Origin of the sequence: Streptomyces parvus, from assembly GCF_032121415.1 — a bacterium.
Classification (GTDB): domain Bacteria; phylum Actinomycetota; class Actinomycetes; order Streptomycetales; family Streptomycetaceae; genus Streptomyces; species Streptomyces globisporus_A.
Genome location: NZ_CP135079.1, coordinates 7,004,481 through 7,017,594, shown reverse-complemented (window position 1 = coordinate 7,017,594; position 13,114 = coordinate 7,004,481). Strand labels below are relative to the sequence as shown.

Annotated in this window: 13 protein-coding genes and 2 pseudogenes; 9 read left to right on the top strand and 6 right to left on the bottom strand. The window is 71.2% G+C overall.

Annotation, left to right across the window (positions count from 1 at the left end; all coding sequences use genetic code 11):
• The first annotated feature begins 179 nt into the window (after positions 1-179).
• Positions 180-2,312, top strand: coding sequence for a SpoIIE family protein phosphatase (locus RNL97_RS32460; RefSeq protein WP_313751574.1), 2,133 nt, complete (start codon positions 180-182; stop codon positions 2,310-2,312).
• 126 nt (positions 2,313-2,438) lie between these two features.
• On the opposite strand, the gene RNL97_RS32455 is transcribed toward RNL97_RS32460, so the two are convergent.
• A complete protein-coding gene (locus RNL97_RS32455) occupies positions 2,439-3,056 on the bottom strand; it encodes an LAETG motif-containing sortase-dependent surface protein (RefSeq protein WP_313751573.1) in 618 nt (205 codons plus the stop codon).
• Between the two features lie 247 nt (positions 3,057-3,303).
• Here RNL97_RS32455 and RNL97_RS32450 point away from each other — a divergent pair, with 247 nt between their 5' ends.
• Entirely contained in the window at positions 3,304-4,005 is a 702-nt protein-coding gene (locus tag RNL97_RS32450) for a histidine phosphatase family protein (RefSeq protein ID WP_313751688.1), read from the top strand.
• 82 nt (positions 4,006-4,087) lie between these two features.
• Here RNL97_RS32450 and RNL97_RS32445 read toward each other — a convergent pair whose 3' ends face one another.
• The 3 genes from RNL97_RS32445 to RNL97_RS32435 all read right to left on the bottom strand — a co-directional run bounded on the left by RNL97_RS32445 (position 4,088) and on the right by RNL97_RS32435 (position 6,176).
• Entirely contained in the window at positions 4,088-4,576 is a 489-nt protein-coding gene (locus RNL97_RS32445; RefSeq protein ID WP_313751572.1) for a GNAT family N-acetyltransferase, read from the bottom strand.
• 39 nt (positions 4,577-4,615) lie between these two features.
• Positions 4,616-5,653, bottom strand: a complete 1,038-nt coding sequence (locus tag RNL97_RS32440) for a DUF6397 family protein (protein WP_313751571.1) — start codon at positions 5,651-5,653, stop codon at positions 4,616-4,618.
• A 109-nt stretch (positions 5,654-5,762) separates the two neighbouring features.
• On the bottom strand, positions 5,763-6,176 hold the full coding sequence (locus RNL97_RS32435; RefSeq protein ID WP_030590794.1) for a roadblock/LC7 domain-containing protein: 414 nt from the start codon (positions 6,174-6,176) through the stop codon (positions 5,763-5,765).
• A gap of 140 nt (positions 6,177-6,316) precedes the next feature.
• Between RNL97_RS32435 and RNL97_RS32430 the strand changes: the two genes are divergently transcribed.
• Positions 6,317-6,745, top strand: coding sequence for a PPOX class F420-dependent oxidoreductase (locus RNL97_RS32430; protein WP_030590797.1), 429 nt, complete (start codon positions 6,317-6,319; stop codon positions 6,743-6,745).
• A gap of 24 nt (positions 6,746-6,769) precedes the next feature.
• Here the strand turns inward: RNL97_RS32430 and RNL97_RS32425 are convergent, their stop codons facing one another.
• Positions 6,770-7,438 carry a GTP-binding protein gene (locus tag RNL97_RS32425; protein WP_030590800.1) on the bottom strand — a complete coding sequence of 223 codons (669 nt, stop codon included), beginning with the start codon at positions 7,436-7,438 and terminating at the stop codon, positions 6,770-6,772.
• Positions 7,439-7,700: 262 nt separating this feature from the next.
• Here RNL97_RS32425 and RNL97_RS32420 point away from each other — a divergent pair.
• The 5 genes and pseudogenes from RNL97_RS32420 to RNL97_RS32400 all read left to right on the top strand — a co-directional run bounded on the left by RNL97_RS32420 (position 7,701) and on the right by RNL97_RS32400 (position 10,943).
• Positions 7,701-8,065 (top strand): annotated as a pseudogene (locus RNL97_RS32420) (ArsR/SmtB family transcription factor).
• Between the two features lie 78 nt (positions 8,066-8,143).
• A pseudogene (locus tag RNL97_RS32415) lies at positions 8,144-9,306 on the top strand (HAD-IC family P-type ATPase); the annotation flags it as partial.
• A gap of 72 nt (positions 9,307-9,378) precedes the next feature.
• On the top strand, positions 9,379-9,543 hold the full coding sequence (gene tatA / locus RNL97_RS32410) for a Sec-independent protein translocase subunit TatA (RefSeq protein ID WP_313751569.1): 165 nt from the start codon (positions 9,379-9,381) through the stop codon (positions 9,541-9,543).
• 161 nt (positions 9,544-9,704) lie between these two features.
• A complete protein-coding gene (locus tag RNL97_RS32405; protein WP_030590822.1) occupies positions 9,705-10,280 on the top strand; it encodes a TerD family protein in 576 nt (191 codons plus the stop codon).
• 57 nt (positions 10,281-10,337) lie between these two features.
• Entirely contained in the window at positions 10,338-10,943 is a 606-nt protein-coding gene (locus RNL97_RS32400; RefSeq protein WP_030590824.1) for a class I SAM-dependent methyltransferase, read from the top strand.
• 106 nt (positions 10,944-11,049) lie between these two features.
• On the opposite strand, the gene RNL97_RS32395 is transcribed toward RNL97_RS32400, so the two are convergent.
• Positions 11,050-11,955 (bottom strand): oxygenase MpaB family protein, encoded by a 906-nt coding sequence (locus RNL97_RS32395; protein WP_243316202.1) that lies wholly within the window; start codon positions 11,953-11,955, stop codon positions 11,050-11,052.
• A 245-nt stretch (positions 11,956-12,200) separates the two neighbouring features.
• Here RNL97_RS32395 and RNL97_RS32390 point away from each other — a divergent pair, with 245 nt between their 5' ends.
• Positions 12,201-13,106, top strand: a complete 906-nt coding sequence (locus tag RNL97_RS32390) for a hypothetical protein (protein ID WP_313751568.1) — start codon at positions 12,201-12,203, stop codon at positions 13,104-13,106.
• Positions 13,107-13,114 lie beyond the last annotated feature (8 nt).

Below are 13,114 nucleotides of genomic sequence, written 5' to 3'. Positions count from 1 at the left end.
CGCTCCGCTCGCTGGGCTCATGGACACGTAGGACGCCTCCATGGTCGCGGACGGCTCTCGGCCGCCGTTCCGCGGCCCCCGGATCGGCCGCTGTGGCACTCCGCCGGATGCGGCTCGACAATTGAGGCCTACGGGACGCGCCGACGCCCCGGCCCCGCCGGACGACCTCCGGAGCAGGAATGACCGACGACGAACGGCGGCAGGACGCCGAAGCCTCTCCGCTCCGCCGGACCGACCGGAAGACCAACGGTGAGATCCGGCCGACGGAACGCCTCGCCATGAACCGGACCGGCAGCTTCGACTGGGACCTGGACACCCGGACCCTGGACATCGACGAGGCCGGGCTCATGGTGTTCGGCGTGGATCCGGCGACGTTCGACGCACGCCCCGGCGCTCTGCTGGAGCACCTGGAACCGGCGGAACGGGCCCGGCTCGACGTCACGATCGACGAGGCCATCACGGGCGGGGGCAATTCCTTCAGCGTCCACTTCCGCGTGCCACTGGACGACGGGACCACGCAGTGGACCCATGTCCAGGCCCGCATCCTGCGCTCGAAGGACGGCATGGCCCACCGGATCGTGGGGGTCGTCCGGGACGCTACGGCGGAGGTCACCCATTCGGCCTTCGTGCTCGATCTGGAAAAGCGGCGGCAGCGCCAGACCAATATCGTTGAACGGACAACGAGTGCCATGTCCCGGGCGGTGACCGTGGACGATGTGACGGCCGCCCTCACCGGGCCCGGCGGGCTGGCCCGCCTCGGGGCGGACGGCCTCGCCCTGGGGCTCGTGGAGAACTCCGCGCTGAACATCGTCGCGCTGAGCGGGGAGTCGCTGGAAGTGCTCGACGGGCTCGGCTCCGGTGACCTCGACCGGAACCTTCCCCTCGCCGACACCATCCGCAGCGGACGCCCCCGGTTCATCACCTCGCTCGCCGCCCTGGCCCGTCGCTACCCGGAACTGGAGCCGCATCTGGGCAGGCTCAGGTTCCGGGCGGCGGCGTACCTCCCGCTGGTGGCCCAGGCCCGGTCGCTCGGCGGTCTGGCCCTCTTCTACCGCGAGCGCACGGTCTTCAACGCGGACGAACGCATTCTGTGCCTGGGGCTCGCCGCGATCGTGGCCCAGTCCCTGCAGCGGGCGATGCTCTTCGACGAGGAGCGGGAGTTCGCCACCCAGCTCCAGTCCGCGATGCTCCCGCCCCGGATACAGGACGTCGAGGGCGGCGAGATCGCGGTCCGCTACCACGCGGCGTGGAGCGGACGGCAGGTCGGCGGCGACTGGTACGACGTGATCACCCTGCCGAAGAAGCGGTACGGGCTGGTCGTGGGGGACGTCCAGGGCCACGACACCCACGCGGCCGCGATCATGGGCCAGTTGCGCATCGCCCTGCGCGCTTACGCCTCCGAAGGCCACCCTCCGGCCACCGTGCTGGCACGGGCCTCCCGTTTTCTCTCCGAGCTGGACACCGAACGCTTCGCCACCTGCACCTACGCCCAGGTCGACCTGACGTCCGGAACGGTGAAGGTCGTGCGGGCCGGGCATCTCGGACCGTTGATCCGCCACGTCGACGGTCGGGTCGGCAGCCCGCAGGTACGCGGCGGGCTGCCGCTGGGCACCTCCACGGACCTCCTGGACGAGGAGTATCCGGAGACCCGGCTCGATCTGGTGCCCGGTGAGACGTTCGTGCTGTACACGGACGGGCTGGTGGAGGAGCCCGGAGCCGACCTCGACGCCGGGATCGACGCGCTGCGCAACGAGGTGAGCGCCGGGCCCGCGGGGGCCGAGGCGCTGGCCGATCACCTGTCGGAACGGCTGTGGGAACGGTGGGGGTCGGGGGACGATGTGGCACTCCTGGTGCTGCGCCGCAGCCCGGACGTGGGGTCGTCGCACGCGCCGCGGCTCCACCAGTACGTCCACCAGGCGGACCCGGAAGGGCTTTCGGACGCCCGCGCGATCGTCCGCCAGGCGTTGGCCGACTGGGACATGGCCGATTTCGCCGACGATGCTGAGCTCGTCACGGGCGAGTTGCTGGTGAACGTCCTCCTGCACACCGAGGGCGGGGCGGTCCTGACCCTGGAAGTGCTGCCGGAACCGGTGCGGAGGATCCGGTTGTCCGTCCAGGACCGGTCCAGTGCCTGGCCCCGTCGGCGTACACCGGGCGAGACCTCCACCTCCGGCCGGGGGCTGCTCCTGCTCGACGCGGTCGCCACGCGGTGGGGGATCGAGCCCCGCGGCGAGGGGAAGGCCGTGTGGTGCGAGATCGGTCCCACTCCCCCGTCGGCCATCACGCCGCCGCCGACGCTCGCGGAGGAGTGACGGCGAGGAGAGCTGACGGAGGAGGAGAGGGTGATGTGCGAAGGGGGTGTCTCGCATCACCGGCGGTGCTGCGAGACACCCCCCGGCCACGGCTCGTACGGCCTCGACCGCGGCTCGCGCGGGGCGTCAGCCCTGGGCGGTACGCCGCTTGCGAACGGCCCACAGGATGCCGCCACCGGCCAGCAGCACCGCGACGGCGGCGCCACCGATGACCGGCGTCGACGACGACGAACCGGTCTCGGCCAGGTCCGGCGAGCTCGGGCTCGGGGCGGGCACGGCGGGCGCGGACTCCGAGGGCTCGCCGCTCGGCGTGGCGCTCGGCTCGGGCGTCTGCGTGGGCGGCGTCTTCGACGGGGCCGGCTCGGTCGGCGGGGTGGGCTCTTCCTCGCACACCTCCGCCGTCTTCGTCTGGTCGATCGAGTGCTTGCCGTCGCCGTCGGCGTCCTTGACGACCAGCCGGACGGTCACCGGCTTGTCGTGGTCGGGAAGCGCCAGCTTCTTGTGGAACTCACGGCCGAACGTCTCGGTGGGGAGCAGGTCCTTGCCGTCCACCGAGACGGTCACCGTGTTGGGAACGTCGCTCGTGTAGTTGGTGAGGTCGACGGTCACCTCGGAGCAGGTCACGGCCCAGGTGGGGGTGTGAGCAACGGCCGGACCGGCGGAGATGACGCCTCCGGTCAGACCGACGACCGCAGCGGCCACGAGTGCTCCCGCGCCACGCCACGATCTCCTGGGTATGGTCATGGATTCTTCCTCCAGATATTTCTCATCGCCCGAATGGCGGTGAGGCGCACAGTACTGCCATCGCCCGGGAGCGGCGCAGTCGCCCTGTGCGATATCCGCCGTATCAACTCCGGGCATATCCGGGCTACTTCCGGCAAGGCGGGCAGACCTCCGTCGGGCTGTCCTCCGGCGGTGGCCGAATGAGAGGGTGGGATGTGCATCTATTTGCCGCCGCCCGCGCGCCCGAGCCTGGAGCATGACCCGTTCTATGCGATTGCTGCTGATCCGTCACGGCCAGACACCGTCCAACCTCGGCCAATTCCTGGACACCGCACGGCCCGGCCCCGGGCTCACCGACCTCGGGCTGCGGCAGGCGGCGGCCCTGCCCCGGGCGCTCGCCGGGGAGGACATCACAGCGCTGTACGCCTCCACGCTGACCCGTACGCAACTCACGGCCGCACCCCTGGCCGCGGAGCGGGGCATCGAGGTCCGGATCCGTGACGGGATCCGTGAACTGTCCGCGGGTGACCTGGAGATGCGGGCCGACGAGGAAGCGGTCCGGCAGTACCTCACGACCGTCTTCGCCTGGCCCGCCGGGGATGTCGCACGCCGACTGCCCGGGGGCGAGGACGGGACGGAGGCCCTGGCCCGCTTCGACGCGGTGGTGGCCGAAGCGGCGGAGGCCGAGGAGCACGGGACGGTGGCGCTCGTCAGTCATGGCGCCGCCATCCGCGTGTGGGCAGCCGCCCGCGCACGGAACGTCACCGTCGATTTCGCCGCCCGGCACAGCCTGGACAACACGGGTGTGGTGGTGGTCGAGGGCTCGCCGGACTCGGGATGGACGGCCCTCTCCTGGGCCGGGACGGTCGTCCCGGCGGTCACCGTGAGCGGTGCGGGGGACGGCGGCCCGGCAGGCCGCACGTTGCCGGGCCCGGAGTTGGGACCGGCGACGGACCACCCCACCACCTGATCGCCGTTCCTGCCCCTCCTTCTGCTTCTGGTCCTGTTCCTGGGGCATGGGCGGGTCTAGCGCCTGTGACGGCGGTGCGTCGTCACAGGGCCTTGTGCATGATGTGAATCCCTACATAGCCCTCGGTCGGGTGGTTGAAGCCCTCGGGAAGGGTGCCGATCACGTCGAAGCCGAGCGATTCGTACAGCTTGACGGCGTGTGTGTTGGTCTCGACCACCGCGTTGAACTGCATGGCTCGATACCCTTCCGCGCGGGCCCAGTCGACCGAGTACTGGCACAGTGCGCGCCCGACACCCCGGCCGGAGTGAGCGGGGTCGACCATGTAGGTGGCGCTGGCGATGTGGGACCCGTTGCCCATGTGGTTGCGGTTCATCTTCGCCGTGCCGAGCACCGTGCCGGCTTCGTCGACGGCGACGACCACCCGGCTCGGCGCCGGGACGAACCACCATCCCTCGGCGTCCTCCTTACCGAGGTCGAGCGGATAGGTGAGCGTCTCACCCGCGGAGACGATCGCATGGAAGAACGGCCAGATGGCGGGCCAGTCCTCGGAGGTTGCTTCCTTGATCAACATGCGGACAGGATGGCCCATCCGAGCGACCGGCGCGAAACCTTATCCGGCACCCCGACCACGCCACCCCAGCCTGGCCAGCAGCCCCTGCCTCGCCGTTCGGCCCAAGACAGCGGAACGTGGCGCCCCGGTACAGGCAGGGGGTGCGGCCAGCTCGGCGGCAGGGGCCGGACACACGGCCCGCGGCCGGGCTCCGGTCCCGTCGGGCGGTGTCGCCCGGGCTCGTCCGTCGTCCCCGGGGCGCGGGGCGGGCCGGTCCTCGCGGGCCCTGTCCAGTTCCAGCGTCAGGTTGACCCGCCGCCAGAGGATTTCGTCGGGGTCGTCGGCGAGCGTCAACTCCGCCATGGCCTCCCTCGCCGCCATCGAGCCCGGGCGTCCGAAGACCGGCTCCGGCCGGACACGTACGAGATAGGCGCGTTCGTAGGGGTCGTCCACCACTTCCGCCAACTGCACCGGGTCCAGCGCCGACGCCTGGACCGCCGTCCGCGCCCAGGGGTCCGTCGTGCGGTCCAGCAGCCGGTCGATTCGCTGCGAACGCCAGTTGCGCGCCCGCCAGTCGGCGCCCGACTCCAGCATCGTGCGCATTCCCGGGGGTGTCCGTCCGGCGAGCAGGCCGGGCTCCCGCGCCGCGAACGCGGCAAGCTCGTCCGCGAGATAGAGCCAGACCACCGCGCGATACCGGTTCAGATAGAACGTGACCGGTGAGACGCAGCCTGCCCGTGCCAGCCGGGTGAACCGGGCCGGTGCGATATCCAGGAGGGCCGCCCCTTGCGCCGTACCTACGGTGCGGACCCGTTCCACCAGCGCATCGGGGAAACCCGGCTGTTCCCGCAGGCGCGCGATCTCGCCCTCATGCACCCGTGGTCGCCCGCCGCCCGGTGCACCGACGACGGCGATCAGCCCCAGGTGCGCCGCCAGCTCGAACTCCGCACGCCGGATACCCAGTTCCTGGGACGCCCGCCCGGCCGCGACCGTCGCCGCCGGGGCGGCGGACGAAGCGTGCCCGCCCTCGCACTTCGTCTCCGCGCTCGCGTTCCCGTGGTTCACGGTGTGCGCCCGGAGCAATTCCTTGACTGTCATGGCTGTTCTCCCCCGTCGGCCCGAATACTCTCCGTGATCACGGTAGCCCGAGGGAGCCATCGCCCGTCAGCCCTGTGGATAACTCTTCAGTGGCGAAGAAAAATGCAGGTCAGAAGGGTTCGACACCTTCGGGTCCGCCCTGCCGGACGGAGACTCCGAGGTGTTCACCGACCCGGTTGACGAGCAGGGTCATCTCGTAGGCGACCTGGCCGACGTCGGCTTCGGCCGCTGTCAGCACACACAGGCAGCTGCCGTCGCCGGCAGCCGTCACGAAGAGCAGCGCCTCGTCGAACTCGACCATCGTCTGGCGGGCCCGGCCCGCCCGGAAGTGGCGTCCCGATCCGCGCGCCAGACTCTGCAGGCCGGACGAGACGGCCGCCAGGTGCTCCGCGTCCTCACGTGCGAGGCCGGTGCTGGCCCCGGTGACCAGTCCGTCGTTCGACAGCACCAACGCGTGCCGTATGTACTGCACCCTGTTGGTGAGATCGTCAAGCAGCCAGTCGAGTCCCCGGTCAAGCGGCATGTGCTCGTCCTCCCCGTACCTTCGTTCCCCGTTCCCCGCTACGCGCGTAAGCCTCGCGCAACGGTCCCGTGGGGGCAAGCGCCCCTCGTCGCCCGGGGTGCCGCTTCGCGCCATGCGGGGTTCGGGCTCAGGATGGGCCCATGGCACACCACATGACCGATGAAGAATGGCGGGCCTTCCTCTCGGAGGGAACCCGCACGGCGAAGGTTTCGACGGTGCGGGCCGACGGCAGTCCGCACATCGCACCCGTCTGGTTCCTTCTCGACGGCGACTCGGTGGTCTTCAACACCGGCAAGGAGAGTGTGAAGGGGCGCAACCTCGCACGTGACGGGCGGGTCGCCCTGTGCGTCGACGACGACCGGCCCCCGTACGCGTTCGCGGTGGTGCAGGGGCATGCCGAGCTGAGCGAGGACCCCGAGGAACTCCTGCGGTGGGCGACACGGATCGCCGGCCGTTACGTGGAGGCCGACGCCGCCGAGGAGTTCGGCCGGCGCAACGGGGTGCCCGGCGAACTGGTCGTGCGGGTGCGGATCGACAAGGTGGTCGCGATGGCCGACATGGCCGACTGACGGAAGGGCCCGCGCGCCGGGCCGTCAGCCGACGGAGGCGAGGAGCCGGGCGGTGTGCATGCGCCCGGCATACTCGACCGTACGGATCAGGACTTCTTTTCCCGAGGCCCGGTCGCGGGCGTCGCACAGCACGACCGGCGTGCCCCCGTCGAGGTCGAGTGCCTGCGCGACATCCTGCTCCGAATGGTCGGGAGCGCCGGGGAAGCGGTTGACGGCGACGACGAACGGAATCCGCCTGCGTTCGAAGTAGTCGACGGCGGCGAAGCAGTCCTCCAGGCGCCGGGTGTCGGCGATCACGACGGCGGCGAGGGTACCTTCGCACAGCTCTTCCCAGAGGAACCGGAAGCGGTCCTGGCCCGGCGTGCCGAACAGATGGAGCGACAGGCCGGAGTGGACGGTGATACGGCCGAAATCCATCGCCACGGTCGTGCTGGTCTTCCGCTCCACCCCGCCGGCACCGCCCCGGTCCGGCCCGCTCTCGGTGCCCCTCTGGCTCAGCTTCTCCTCCGAGTGCAGCGGGCGGATCTCGCTGACCGAGCCGATCAGAGTCGATTTCCCTGCTCCGAAGCCGCCCGCCACGACGATCTTCAGCGTGAGGGCGATGTCTTCTCCGATCATGGTCCTGCCGACGTTCGCGGGGGCGCGGTGGGCGGCACGAGGGTTCTCGTCGCTGTCGATGGACTCGGAGGGCATGCGTCCCTTCTCTCTTCAGGACTCGCGGCGGGCTTCACGGGTCGCTCCGAACTTCAGGAATCCGGTCGGGCGGAAAGCATGCCAATCGTTCGGCTTCGTTCGAGCGGGTTGATCGGTCTTGACCGATGAGCCTTCGTGTCTGTCCCTCGTTGCCCTCTCCCGACCTCATTGCGTCTCTCGCGGTTGGTCTCTTCGGCCGTCCTGAACGGGCAGCGGTGTCGGGTCCATGCCGGCGACGGCCCGGGGACGAAAAGATGCGAGCGTGTCGACCGGTTCCGGCGGCGGTTTCCAGGATCCACCCGCGGAGGTGCTGGCGGAGGCCGCTGCGGCGTTCGGGCTCCTGGCGACACCCGCACGGTTGCACATCGTTGGGCACTGGCCCAGGGCGAGAGCGATGTGACGGGGCTCGCCGAACGGGTGGGCGGGACGCTTCCCTCGGTCAGCCAGTATCTGACGAAGCTGAAGCTGGCGGGTCTCGTCCGCTCGCGCCGGGAAGGCCGACGGCAGGTCTATCCGGTCGACGATCCCGATGTGGTGACGGTCGTCAGGCTGATGGTCGGCCAGGTGGCCGCCCGCGCCGGGCACCCCTCCCCCGCGCCCGTCCGCCTGCGTGAACTCGGTGCCTGAGAGCAGTCCAGCCGCGGGCCCCGGACACCTCACCATCGGCGCTCCGGCACCCGTCGCACCGTTCCCCGCCGCCGTACCCAACCCTCTCCAGACGCTGCGGGCCCTCGACAGCGGGCCGCGCGGGCTGCTGCCGGAGTGCTCGCGCGGCGGGGTGTGCGCGTCAAGCTGCTCACCGGCGACCACCCGGGCACAGCGGCACGGGTGTGCGCGGACCTCGGTCTGCGCCCCGCGGCCGGTCCGGGCCCGACGACGTGGTGACGGCCGAGTTGGTGGACACCCTGTCGGACGCGGAGCTGGTCGGGGTGGCGGACCGGGCCGTCGTCTTCGCGCGCTGCACCCCCGAGCCCAAGGCCCGGATCGTCTCGGCCCTAGGCGCCGGCGGTCGCACGACCGGCTTCCTCGGTGACGGCGTCAACGACCTGCCCGCCCTGCACGCCGCCGATGTCGGCATCTGCCCCCGCAACGCCGTGGACGTGGCCCGGGAGGCGGCCGATGTCGTCCTGGCGGAGAAGGATCTCACCGCGATCGACCGTGCGGTGCTGGCGGGGCGGGGCAGCAGCGGGAACATCGCCGCCTATCTGCGGATCACTCTCTCGTCGAACCTCGGCAACGTCATCGGGATGCTGACGGCCGGACTGATGCCGCCCTTCCTCCCGATGCTCCCGTCGCAGGTTCTGGTGCAGAACCTCTGCTTCGAGGCGGCGCAGTTGGCGTTCGCGTTCGACCGCCCGCCGGCGTCGGTCCTGCGCCGCCCCACCGCGCTGCGCCGGCGTCACTTCCTGCGCTTCATCACGGGTTTCGGCCTGCTCAACGCGGCCACCGACCTCGCCACGTGCGGGGTGCTCGCCCTCGCCCTCCACCACGCGCCCGGGGACGGCGGGGAGGCGGCGTTCCACGCCGGTTGGTTCCCGGAGAACCTGCTCACCCAGGCCCTGGTGATGGTCCTGCGGACCGGCCGCAGTGCCGCCGAACGCCGGGCGGGCGGGCCTCTGCGGGCCGCCGCGGCAGGTCTCGCCGCGGTCGGGGTCGCCCTCCCGCTCACCCCGCTCGGGCCGTTGCTGGGCAGGAGCGCCCTGCCGCACCTCTCCTACCTGTTGCTCGGCTCGGTCCTCGGGCTGTACGCGGTCGGGCTCATGGCGACCCGACGCCGCTACGAGCGCCGTCACCCGGCCGACGTGCTTGACGCCCCGGGGGAGCGTCTGGGGGCGTCGAGGGGCGCCCGTTCCGACCGCGCACGCTAGTTGCACAGTTGCGCAACGCGGCAAGTGTTGTTGCCGCGGACAGACCCGTACGGACAGAAAGGCGGGGCCGGAATGCTGCGCAACGGCCTGGAACCCTGGCACCTGCTGATCCTGGCGGTCGTCGTGATCGCCGTCTTCGGCTTGAAGAGGCTGCCGGACACGGCCCGTGCCCTGGGCAAGTCCATGCGCATCCTCAAGAGTGAGGCCAGGGCGATGAAGGACGAGAGCATGCCCTGACGATCCGGGAACCGGGAGCGTCGCGCCGAGCGTTTGTAACGGGTAGCGGCTAACAAAAGTGACAAGTGACAGCAGAACGGCTCCGGTCACCGGACTCGGATGCGGTGCAGCCGCGGATTTCCGGACCACCGGTGCTGACCGACCGAAGACTGGAGGAAATCATGGGTGTGACCCTGGCCAAGGGTGGCAATGTCTCCCTGTCGAAGGAGGCCCCCGGCCTCACCGCGGTGACGGTCGGACTCGGCTGGGACGTACGGACCACGACCGGGGCCGATCACGACCTGGATGCGAGTGCGCTGCTGTGCTCCGCGGCGGGCAAGGTTCTCTCCGACAGTCACTTCGTCTTCTACAACAACCTCACCAGCCCCGACGGTTCCGTCCGCCACACCGGTGACAACCTGACGGGTGAGGGCGAGGGCGACGATGAGTCGGTCGAGGTCGATCTGTCGTCGGTGCCCGCCGAGGTCGCGAAGATCGTGTTCCCCGTCTCGATCCATGACGCCCAGAGCCGTGGCCAGAGCTTCGGTCAGGTCCGCAACGCGTTCATCCGCGTGGTGAACCGGGCGAACGGCGTCGAGCTCGCCCGTTACGACCTGAGCGAGGACGCCTCCACCGAGACGGCGATGGTCTTCGGCGAGCTGTACCGGCACGGCGCCGAGTGGAAGTTCCGGGCCGTCGGCCAGGGTTACGCCTCCGGCCTGGCCGGCATCGCCTCGGACTACGGGGTCGACGTCTGAGGGGACGGGTCGGTTGCGGCGCTCGCACGCCCCCACCGGTTGCGCGAGCATGTCCTCATGACCGACGACCACACCCACACCCGTGTCCTGGACTTCTTCACCCCGCGTGCGGCCGACTGGGACAGCCGGTTCCCCGACGACGGCCCCGCCTACACGGCGGCGGCCGGCCTGCTCGGGCTGCGCCGGGGCGATGCCGTGCTCGACGCGGGCTGCGGGACGGGGCGTGCGCTGCCCGCGTTGCGAGCGGTGGTCGGGCCCGAGGGCACGGTGCTGGGCGCCGACCTGACACCGGCCATGTTGGAGGCGGCGGCGCGGGCGGGGCGCGGAACCAGCGGGACACTCGTGCGTGCCGATGTCGCGCGGCTGCCCCTGCGTGACAGTGCCCTGGACGCGGTGTTCGGGGCCGGGCTGATCTCACATCTGGCCCGGCCCGAGGCCGATATGGCGGAGCTCGCACGCGTGGTCCGGCCGGGCGGGGTCCTCGCCCTGTTCCACCCGATCGGCCGGACTGCCCTCGCCGCGCGCCAGGGGCGCGCCGTCACCGACGACGACCTGCGGGCCGAGCCCAGGCTGCGTGAGCTGCTGGCCGGTGCGGGGTGGCGGCTGGAGTCCTACCTGGACGAGGACGCGCGCTTCCTCGCGCTCGCCGTCAGGCAGGGCTGAGGCCGACGGCCCGAGTCCTGCGGCCCTCGCCCCGGCTCGACGGCGTACCGGCGGGGCAATCACGTCACGTCACCGGCTCGACGGCGTACCGGCCGGGCGGTCGCCGTCAGTCGGCGGGCGTCCGCGCCGGGCGGTGGCCGGGGACGGGGCAGCCGCGGACCCCCGGGGTGGGGTACGTGCCGAGCCCTGCGATCTCGTACCCGCCCGGATATCCCTTGATCTCGGGATTCTGCCGTGCGTAGTGGGGTTTCCGCCGGGGCGGCAGCAGCCGGACGGCACGGGCCCGCATGCGCAGCGCGCCCCGGGTCAGTCCGCGGGCCACCGGCCCCGGGCGGCGATAGCGGAACGCCTTGAGCAACGAGTCGTCCAGGAGCGCGAGGCTGGCGCCGCGCACCACCGGGGCGAGGGGCGCCGGATACCAGGAAGCCATCAGGGCCAAGGTGGCGTCGGAGACCCGTCGGGCCCCTTCGTCCCACCCGAAATGCTTGTCCTCGTAGGTGTCGAGGGTGCGCTCGAAGTCCTCGTAGGTCTCCGGAATGTCCTTGATCCCCATCCGCGCGCCGAGCGTGCGGTAGTAGGCGGCGAAGGCGGCCAGCTCGTGGCAGCAGAGGCGTCGCCAGCCGAAATCGTCCAGCCATCGCTTCGGTGTGACGACGAACGTGCACAGGACGTAGCGCATGTCGTCGTTGCCGATGTCGTAGCTGCGGTGCATCTGGTTGATCCGGCGGACGGCCGTGCGGCCTTCGTCGGTGTCGAAGCCGTGCTCCACCACCGTGTCGAGCAGCAGGGCGGTGTCGTCATAGCGCTTCTGGGAGCGCTCCGTCAACTCCGCCGTCTCGTCGAGGAGTCGGCCGATGCTGGGCACCGCATAGGTGCGGTAGAGGGCCAGTTCGAGGGCGCGGGTGACGTCCCAGGGGAACTCGTACGTGACAGTGAGGCGGTAGATCTCCAGGAAGTCCCTCTCGGGGTCCAGTCGCTGAATCTCTTTCAGCCGGTCGTACCGCGTCACCATGCTGTCCCCCTCGTTCGGCCGGATGTCCAACCTTACGCGGAGGCCTCCCGCGCACCCCTGCTCTTCGGCCCTCCGCACCCGGACGAGGCGGGTCCACTCCCCTTCGCCCTTGCTCGTCAGACCCTCGACGAAGAGGTTACCGACTGGTTAGGGTGCGCCGACGGACAGGGAACGACGGGCCCAGGAAGGACAGCCCGGGCACGACGGACCGAGAAGCGCGGGACTGGTGACGGGCGGGCAGGGCGATGAGCGATGGGGAGGACACCGTGGCCGGTGTGGACGAGGCGGCCGACGACGCGCTGCTGGTGCTGACCGCGATGCTGCTGACGCCCTCGCGGTTCCCCAGTGTGCTGGGGGACGATTACGTCGCCGCGTGCGGTGCGCTGGCGCTCGAACCGTACGAGGAGGGCTACGGGCTCATCCTCGGGCAGGACGGTGAGGGCGCGCGGTGGACGGTGGTCGTCGACGACGCCTCCCAGGTGGCCGTCGCCATCGCCGCCTGGGACTGCGGCATGGAGCACGACCTCTCCCCCGACGAGCGCTCCATGGTGTGCGCCCTGCCCGGCTGGCCGATGGACCTGGCCGTCTCCGCGCCCGGCGTGCCGGACCCGCACGATCCGGAGACGGACGGGGAGGGGCCGGCACCCCTCACCCCGCCCGACGCGGAGGCCTGGGGACCGGCGCAGCGACGGCTCGGCGCCGACGAGATCGCCGCGCAGTGGTCGGCATGGCGCGAGCAGATCGACGACACGCAGTTCCCGCTGCCCGGCACCACCGGTGAGACGGGCCGCGAGGCCCGGGGTGAGGTCGCAACCGACGCCGAGGCGGATGCGGGGAGCGACACCGGAGAGGACCAGGAGAACGCCCCCTCCGGGTCCCCCCGGCACCCCGGTGTCCGCAGAGCCCTGTCGGAGGCCACCGCCTATACGAGGACTCCGCCGCCTCCCGGGCGGATCCGTTCCTCGTACGTCTCGGCCGACGCACGTACGCTGCGCGTCGACGGCCCGGGGTGGTCGATGGTGGCGCGGACCGACGACATCGCTCTGTTCCTGCTGGACGAGGAGCCCGGCACGGTCATTCCCGTCGGCCGTGGGGCCTCACTGCCCGGCCTGCTCACGGCTCTGGACGGGCTGGCCGCCCAAGGCGTGTGACGTCCTGG

Coding starts and splice junctions, on each gene's coding strand:
- RNL97_RS32460 (WP_313751574.1), top strand. CDS start 180: ATGACCGACGACGAACGGCGGCAGGACGCCGAAGCCTCTCCGCTCCGC.
- RNL97_RS32455 (WP_313751573.1), bottom strand. CDS start 3,056: ATGACCATACCCAGGAGATCGTGGCGTGGCGCGGGAGCACTCGTGGCC.
- RNL97_RS32450 (WP_313751688.1), top strand. CDS start 3,304: ATGCGATTGCTGCTGATCCGTCACGGCCAGACACCGTCCAACCTCGGC.
- RNL97_RS32445 (WP_313751572.1), bottom strand. CDS start 4,576: ATGTTGATCAAGGAAGCAACCTCCGAGGACTGGCCCGCCATCTGGCCG.
- RNL97_RS32440 (WP_313751571.1), bottom strand. CDS start 5,653: ATGACAGTCAAGGAATTGCTCCGGGCGCACACCGTGAACCACGGGAAC.
- RNL97_RS32435 (WP_030590794.1), bottom strand. CDS start 6,176: ATGCCGCTTGACCGGGGACTCGACTGGCTGCTTGACGATCTCACCAAC.
- RNL97_RS32430 (WP_030590797.1), top strand. CDS start 6,317: ATGGCACACCACATGACCGATGAAGAATGGCGGGCCTTCCTCTCGGAG.
- RNL97_RS32425 (WP_030590800.1), bottom strand. CDS start 7,438: ATGCCCTCCGAGTCCATCGACAGCGACGAGAACCCTCGTGCCGCCCAC.
- tatA (WP_313751569.1), top strand. CDS start 9,379: ATGCTGCGCAACGGCCTGGAACCCTGGCACCTGCTGATCCTGGCGGTC.
- RNL97_RS32405 (WP_030590822.1), top strand. CDS start 9,705: ATGGGTGTGACCCTGGCCAAGGGTGGCAATGTCTCCCTGTCGAAGGAG.
- RNL97_RS32400 (WP_030590824.1), top strand. CDS start 10,338: ATGACCGACGACCACACCCACACCCGTGTCCTGGACTTCTTCACCCCG.
- RNL97_RS32395 (WP_243316202.1), bottom strand. CDS start 11,955: ATGGTGACGCGGTACGACCGGCTGAAAGAGATTCAGCGACTGGACCCC.
- RNL97_RS32390 (WP_313751568.1), top strand. CDS start 12,201: ATGAGCGATGGGGAGGACACCGTGGCCGGTGTGGACGAGGCGGCCGAC.